Source organism: Clostridium sp. Cult3 (assembly GCF_021655115.1).
Classification (GTDB): Bacteria; Bacillota; Clostridia; order Tissierellales; family Tepidimicrobiaceae; genus PPXY01.
The window spans coordinates 1-7,603 of the sequence record NZ_PPXY01000028.1 but is presented as its reverse complement, the minus strand read 5'-3'; the positions used below and the strand labels follow the sequence as shown (position 1 = coordinate 7,603).

Sequence of the window (7,603 nt, the reverse complement as noted above, 5' to 3'; positions counted from 1 at the left end):
TAATCAAGCTAATCCCAGTTTTATCTATTTCAGACTCCTTTCTTAATCTTTCTAAAGTTTCTTCATCACTATTAAGATATGCAGCATGCCATTCTCCATATAAGTCAAGACGCTGTTCTTGCTTAGTTTTATCTATACTAGCTTGAAAAATAGTTGATGCCACAATAAATATAAATGCTAATGTGATAACCAATTTTAATAAAAAGGTATCCTTTTTTCTTCCTTTCAATCCCCTGTTTGCAATGTCTCTCATTCCAGTACTTCCCCCCTTTATATATTTACATACATTTTTCATAATCATATATTCCTGTATTCTCATCTAAATTTCCGGTAGGTTCATCTGCAAGAACTATTGCTGGTTTAGAGACTAATGTCCAGGCAATGATAACACACTGCCTTTCTCCATATATTGATTGTATATTAAGAATCTTCATAATTCAATGTTTTTTTGTGCAGGATATTTGGAGATTCATAATTAGTATTAAACTTAGCTATTAATATATCTTGGAACAGAATATAGAAAAAAGGTAGAGGCTTTGGCCTCTACCTTTTATTTATCTATTATTCAGCTGTTACAGTACCTTCTTCTGCCATCTTCTTGTATTTTTCGTATCTTTCCCTAGCGTCTCTTTCTGCTGCTTTGAATAGTTCATCAGCTTGCTCTGGGAAAGTACGTTTTAGTGATGTATATCTTACTTCTGAATTTATGAAATCCATGAAGGATTCTGTTGGTTCTTTAGAATCTAGTACAAATGGATTCTTTCCTTCTTCTTTCAATCTTGGATCGAATCTATATAGATGCCAGTATCCACTGTCAACGGCTCTCTTTTCTTGTCTTATACTAGTCCCCATACCTGTTCTTATACCATGGTTAATACATGGTGCATAAGCTATTACTAGGGATGGTCCATCATAAGATTCTGCTTCTCTTAATACTTTGACTAAATGATTCATATTAGCTCCTAAAGCTACTTGAGCCACATATACGTATCCGTAGGAAGCTGCAATCATACCTAAGTCTTTCTTCCTTACCTTCTTACCAGAAGCTGCAAATTTAGCAACTGCTGCTGTAGGTGTTGCCTTAGATGATTGGCCACCGGTGTTGGAATATACTTCTGTGTCAAATACAAGTACGTTTACATTTTCTCCTGAAGCCAATACATGGTCTAATCCACCAAAGCCTATATCATAAGCCCAGCCGTCTCCACCAAATATCCAGATGGATTTTTTAATTAGATAATCCTTTAATTCAGCTATTTCCTTAAGGATTTCATTGCCTCTTTCGTTATCTAATTTCTTATCTAATTTTGGTATTATAACCCCTGCTGCAGCTTTGGAAGCCTTTGGATCGTCTTTTTCTTCTAGCCATTGGCTAAAGGCATCATTTAGTTCATTATCTATATTTAATGCTATGAATTCTTCCATTAGCATTTCAAGTTTTTCTCTTATCTTCTTAACTGCTACTGCCATACCGTATCCGTATTCTGCATTGTCTTCAAACAACGAATTAGCCCAAGCTGGTCCTCTGCCATCCTTATTTGTACAATATGGTGTTGATGGTGCACTAGCTCCCCAAATGGATGAACAACCTGTAGCATTGGCTAGAATCATTCTGTCACCAAATAGTTGAGTTACTAGTTTAGCATAAGGAGTTTCTCCACAACCTGCACATGCTCCTGAGAATTGTAGCAATGGTTGTTTAAATTGACTGCCTTTTACATTTGTATCTGGCATTAGATCTTCCTTAGGTTCTACATGGTCTATAGCATAATCCCAGTTCTCAGATTGTACTTCATAGTGTTCTTCAAAGGGCTTCATAACTAATGCTTTTTCCTTTGCTGGACATACATCAGCACAGTTTCCACAGCCAGTACAATCTAATGGTGATATCTGTATACGGAATTCATACTTATCCAATCCCTTACCTAAAGCCTTCTTAGTTTCAAAGGTATCTGGAGCATTTTTCTTCTCTTCTTCATCTAATAGGAAAGGTCTTATTACTGCATGAGGACATACATAGGAACATTGATTACATTGGATACAATTTTCCATTATCCACTCTGGTACTTCAACTGCTATGCCACGTTTTTCATAAGCTGCTGTACCATGAGGGAATGCTCCGTCTTCTCTACCTACAAAGGTGCTAACTGGAAGCTTATCTCCTTCCTGTCTATTCATTGGAATTACTACATCTTTGATGAATTCTGGTACTTCTTTCTCTTCTTTTACTTCTTCGTCTACTGCATCCTTCCAGGACTCTGGTATATCCACTTTAACTAAGGCTTCAATTCCCATATCAACTGCCTTATGGTTCATATTAACTACTTCTTCACCTTTTCTTCCATATTGTTTTACTATGGAATCCTTTAGATGTTTTATAGCTTCATCTATTGGAATAACATTAGCAAGTTTGAAGAATGCCGATTGCATTATCATATTGGTTCTTCCGCCAAGGCCAACTTCATTAGCTATTTTAGTTGCATCTATTGTATAGAAATCTATATTATGTTCTGCTAAATATCTCTTCATGGAAGCTGGTAGATTCTCTTCTACTTCATCCTTATCCCAATTACAGTTTAGAAGGAAGGTCCCACCGTCTTTCAATCCACTTAGTAGATCGTATTGATGAACATAGGATTGTTTTGAGCAAGATATAAAATCAGCTTCAGAAATCAAATAAGTAGATTTTATCGGTTCGTGGCCAAATCTTAAATGAGATATGGTAACTCCACCAGATTTCTTACTATCGTATGCAAAATATCCCTGAGCATACATATCCGTGTCGTCTCCGATTATCTTAATAGCACTCTTGTTAGCTCCAACAGTACCATCTGAACCGAATCCCCAGAATTTACATCTGATAGTACCTTCTGGCTCTGCATTTATCTCTTCTTTTATTTCTAAAGATGTGTGAGTCACATCATCTACTATACCTATGGTAAATCTATCCTTCGGATTTTCTTCCTTTAGATTGTCAAATACTACTTTTATTTGTGATGGAGTAGTATCCTTTGAACCTAATCCATATCTTCCACCAACTATTATTGGAGCATTAGGTTTGTCATAGAATATACTCTTTATATCTAAGTGTAATGGCTCTGCTATAGCGCCTTTTTCCTTTGTCCTATCCAATACTGCAATTTTCTCTACGGTTTCTGGAAGTACATCGAAGAAATATTTTGGTGAGAATGGTCTATATAGATGAACTTTTATTACACCTACTTTTTCACCTTTATCCATCAAGTAATCGATAGTTTCTTCAACAGCTTCCGTTACAGAACCCATAGCTACTATGACTCTTTCAGCCTCAGGATGACCATAGTAATTAAATGGTTTATAATCCCTTCCAGTTATTTTGTTTATCTCCTTCATATAATCGTTTACGATCTCTACTATATTTTCATAGTATGGATTAGCTGATTCTAAAGCTTGGAAATAAATATCTGGATTTTGCGCTGTTCCTTTTGTATATGGACGTTCTGGATTTAAGGATCTGTTTCTAAATTCGTTTAATGCTTCATGGTCGATTAATTTTTCTAGATCTTCATATTCCATAACTTCAATCTTTTGAATTTCATGACTAGTTCTAAATCCGTCAAAGAAGTGTACAAAGGGTACTCTGCCTTTTATTGCAGCTAAGTGAGCAACTCCCGCTAAATCCATTACCTCTTGAACACTACCTGAAGCTAACAAGGCAAAACCTGTTTGTCTCGTTGCCATTACGTCTTGATGATCACCAAATATGCTTAGGGCATGTCCTGCTAAAGCTCTAGCTGATACATGAAATACTGCTGGTAACAATTCTCCTGCCATCTTGTACATGTTGGGTATCATGAGAAGTAGACCTTGAGAAGCGGTAAAAGTGGTAGTTAATGCACCAGCTGATAAGGAACCGTGAACAGCTCCTGCTGCTCCAGCTTCTGATTGCATTTCTGTAACCAATACTTCCTGACCAAAGATATTTTTCTTTCCATGGGCGGACCACTCGTCTACCAATTCTGCCATAGTTGAAGATGGGGTAATTGGATATATGGCAGCCACGTCCGTAAATGCATAGGCCACATGGGCTGCAGCGGTGTTGCCATCCATGGTTTTCATAAATCTTGCCATTAATAGACCTCCTTCGATTTTGTTTATATGTTTATTTTTAAACAAAGTTTAACATCTGCTTGGCTTAAAGCCCCTACATATTACTAACTACATTTCCCATAGAGTAATAGTAGAGTTTAAGCCAATTATTGTATTATAATGTCACTAATAAAAACCACCTACAAGTAAAGTATATTAAACATCTAAATTAAAGTCAACCAGTTTAATCCATGCTTATTTATTATTGTTCTTTCTATTTCTTATCTGCTCCTTTACCTTGTTGTTTAGCTCTTCAGCTGCATTATACCCTAGCTTTTTTTGTCTAGTATTTCTTGCAGCTACTTCTACTATCATGGCAATATTTCGACCAGGTCTTACGGGGATTACTACTTTAGGTATTTTGACGCCTAAAAGCTCTATATATTCTTCATCTAAACCAACTCTGTCATACTCTTTGTCCTCATCCCAAAATTCTAGTTCTACTACTAGATCGATAAATTCGCTTTTCTTAACTGCTCCAACCCCATATAATCTTTCAATATCAAGGATGCCTATTCCCCTTATCTCCATAAAATGTCTGATCAAAGCTGGGGCTTCTCCTCTTAGTTCTTCCTCAACCCTTTTTATTTCTACTGCATCATCAGCTACCAATCTATGTCCCCGTTTTATCAACTCCAGGGCTGTTTCACTTTTCCCAACACCAGAACTTCCCATTATTAATATTCCCATACCATATACCTCTATTAAAACTCCATGGACTGTTGTCTCAGGGGCTAACATATAATCCAAATAGTTTATTAGGGCATTGATAAATTTCGTAGTTGGAAGCTCTGTCCTTAAAATAGATATATTGCACTCTTTACCTAAGCTTATTATCTCGGGGAACACCTCTAAGCCTCTAGATATGATTATAGCTGGCATGGGGTAGGTAAACATATTTTTAAATCTATCATAACGGACTTTTTTTGATAGACTGCTTAAATAATCCCATTCTACATTTCCAATTATCTGCAATCTTTCATAGGCAAATCTATGGAAATAGCCTGCTAATTGTAGCCCTGGTCTATTGATTTCACTAGCTGTAATCTCTACCTTTTCCATATCCTTTGCTCTGTATATTATCTCTAGGTCTAAATCCTCTACTATTTTCTCTAAGGTAACACAATCCATATTTTTTCCTCCTATAATCTTTCTGGTATAATCATACAAGCTATTATATATGCAATAATTCCACCAAACATAGCAGTAAATACTGAAAACAATGCCCAGGCCAATCTTATAACTGTAGGGTCTATATTTAAGTATTCTGCAATACCTCCACATACCCCACATAAAATTCTATCTTCCATGGAGCGATATAGCTTTTTAGTCATCTCCTACCTCCTCGTTTCTAAAATGTCCATATAAGTCCTCGGCTACCCTTCTGTTCATACCTTTTACCTTTGTTAATTCTTCTATAGAAGCTTTTTTAATATTATCGATGGTATGGAAATGTTTAAATAGTTCCCTCTTTCTTTTTTCTCCAATACCTTTTACATCATCTAATTCGGATTTGAACATCTTCTTGCTTCGTAAGCTTCTATGATAGGATATGGCAAATCTATGGGCCTCCTCCTGAATATTGTATATGAGCTTAAAACCAAGACTATCCTCATCTAGATTTATCTCCTCATTATCATAAATAATCCCCCTAGTATTGTGAAAGTCATCCTTAACCAAGCCACAAACAGGGATATTTAAGCCTAATTCCTTTAAAACTCCTAAGGCTATATTCACTTGCCCCTTCCCTCCATCTACCATTACCAAATCCGGGAAGATGGAAAAACCTTTTAACTTTATTTGGTTTTCCTTTACCATCTCCTTCTCCTTCAATCCCCTTAAAAATCTTCTCCTTAGAATTTCCGCCATACTCTTATAGTCATTAGGAGTATTTACGGATTGGATTTTAAATCGCCTATAATCACTTTTTTTAGCCTCCCCTTGTTCAAACACTACCATGGAGCCAACAGGGGATATACCCGAGGTATTGGATATGTCGTAGGCCTCTATTCTATTAGGTATCTTCTCTAAACCTAGAGACTGCTGCAATTCCTCCAATGCCCTTTGGTTTTCCCTTTGTTTTTTTAAAAACCTATCTCCGTATTGATTTAACATATCCATGGCATTTTTCTTCACCATATCCATAAGCTGAGATTTCTCTCCTCGTTTAGGAATTCGGATTGTAACCTTTGAACCTCTTTTTTCCGATAGCCATCTAGATATAGGCTCTATATCGTCAATCTCCTCTTCAATAAATATTTCCTTAGGCACATAGGCAGTCCCAAGGTAGAACTGTTTAATAAAGGAACTAAGGATCTCCTTTCTTTCCTCATTAAAGGTATCGGATAATATGAAATGCTCCCTTCCTACAACCTTACCAGTCCTTATAAAGAAAACTTGAATACAAACTTCGTCTACCCCTTTAGCCATGCCTATTACATCTTGATCTACTAGATTAGGGCTTACTATCTTTTGTTTTTCTAGTATAGTATTTAATGAATTCATCTGATCCCTATATTTTGCTGCACTTTCAAAATCCAAATTTTCAGAGGCCTTAATCATCTTGTCTTCGATTATCTTTATCAATTTATCTTCTTTTCCACTTAAAAACATGATTATCTCATCTATCATGGAATTGTACAGTTCCTCATCTACATTGCCTTGACAAGGACCTAAACATCTACCTATATAGTAGTTAAGACAGGGCCTAGTCTTCCTTTGGTTTTTCTCCAGATTTTGATTACAAGTCCTTATGGGATATAGATTTCTTATTATATCTATGGTGTCATTAACTGCATAGGCACTGGGATAAGGGCCAAAGTACTTGGCTCCATCTTTAAGTACTCTTCTGGTCTTTAATACTCTAGGATACTTTTCATTGGTAGTAACCTTTATGTAGGGATATTGTTTGTCATCCCTAAGAAGTATATTGTATTTAGGCTTGTGTTTCTTGATCAGATTGGCCTCAAGGATTAGAGCTTCTACTTCATTGTCTACAATAATATATTCAAACTCTTCTATATGTTTCACCATAGTCTTTACTTTTGGTGGATCATTTTTAGAAGACCTAAAATACTGTCTAACCCTATTCTTAAGGGAGATGGCCTTCCCTACATATATTATCTCTCCATCCTTATCCTTCATTATATATACTCCCGGTTTGTCCGGCAGCTTTTTCAATTCTTCATCTATATTAAACAATATGATCACCTTTCAATATGTTCTATAGATATAATACCATAGGAAAGAGAAAAATATAAATAAAAATTCCCACCACCAATATTATATTGATGATGGGAAATAGTATTACTTCATTAGATGATGTTCTAGTATTTGTTCTTTTCTGAAGCCTTGTAGTCCTAGATAGAATTCTACATTGTTTAGTAGGTATTCTAGTTTTACTGGACCTACTAGTTCGGAGCCAGTTACCGCTACGCCGTATTTGCTTGCTTCTTGTTTAACTAATTCGAAGGTT

At 35.9% G+C, this 7,603-nt stretch carries 5 protein-coding genes and 2 pseudogenes; all 7 read right to left on the bottom strand.

Annotated elements, in window-relative coordinates:
- Nucleotides 1-253 (bottom strand): hypothetical protein (locus C3E88_RS06580; protein ID WP_236909373.1); only part of this gene is annotated, 253 nt, incomplete at its 3' end.
- A gap of 55 nt (nt 254-308) precedes the next feature.
- Nucleotides 309-404, bottom strand: a pseudogene (locus C3E88_RS06575) (ABC transporter ATP-binding protein); the annotation flags it as partial.
- A gap of 157 nt (nt 405-561) precedes the next feature.
- Nucleotides 562-4,110, bottom strand: a complete 3,549-nt coding sequence (nifJ, locus tag C3E88_RS06570; protein WP_236909372.1) for a pyruvate:ferredoxin (flavodoxin) oxidoreductase — start codon at nt 4,108-4,110, stop codon at nt 562-564.
- Nucleotides 4,111-4,323: 213 nt separating this feature from the next.
- Nucleotides 4,324-5,259, bottom strand: a complete 936-nt coding sequence (gene hprK, locus C3E88_RS06565; protein WP_236909371.1) for an HPr(Ser) kinase/phosphatase — start codon at nt 5,257-5,259, stop codon at nt 4,324-4,326.
- A gap of 11 nt (nt 5,260-5,270) precedes the next feature.
- The gene (locus tag C3E88_RS06560) at nt 5,271-5,462 is read right to left on the bottom strand and encodes a PspC domain-containing protein (RefSeq protein ID WP_236909370.1); all 192 of its coding nucleotides are present in this window, start codon (nt 5,460-5,462) and stop codon (nt 5,271-5,273) included.
- Nucleotides 5,455-7,329 carry an excinuclease ABC subunit UvrC gene (uvrC, locus tag C3E88_RS06555; RefSeq protein ID WP_236909369.1) on the bottom strand — a complete coding sequence of 625 codons (1,875 nt, stop codon included), beginning with the start codon at nt 7,327-7,329 and terminating at the stop codon, nt 5,455-5,457. Before uvrC ends, C3E88_RS06560 begins: the two co-directional genes overlap by 8 nt.
- A gap of 105 nt (nt 7,330-7,434) precedes the next feature.
- Nucleotides 7,435-7,603, bottom strand: a pseudogene (locus C3E88_RS06550) (glutamate formimidoyltransferase); the annotation flags it as partial.

What these genes read in the sequence shown, in the direction of transcription:
- hprK (WP_236909371.1), bottom strand. Translation starts at nt 5,259, where the DNA reads ATGGATTGTGTTACCTTAGAGAAAATAGTAGAGGATTTAGACCTAGAG.
- C3E88_RS06560 (WP_236909370.1), bottom strand. Translation starts at nt 5,462, where the DNA reads ATGACTAAAAAGCTATATCGCTCCATGGAAGATAGAATTTTATGTGGG.
- nifJ (WP_236909372.1), bottom strand. Translation starts at nt 4,110, where the DNA reads ATGGCAAGATTTATGAAAACCATGGATGGCAACACCGCTGCAGCCCAT.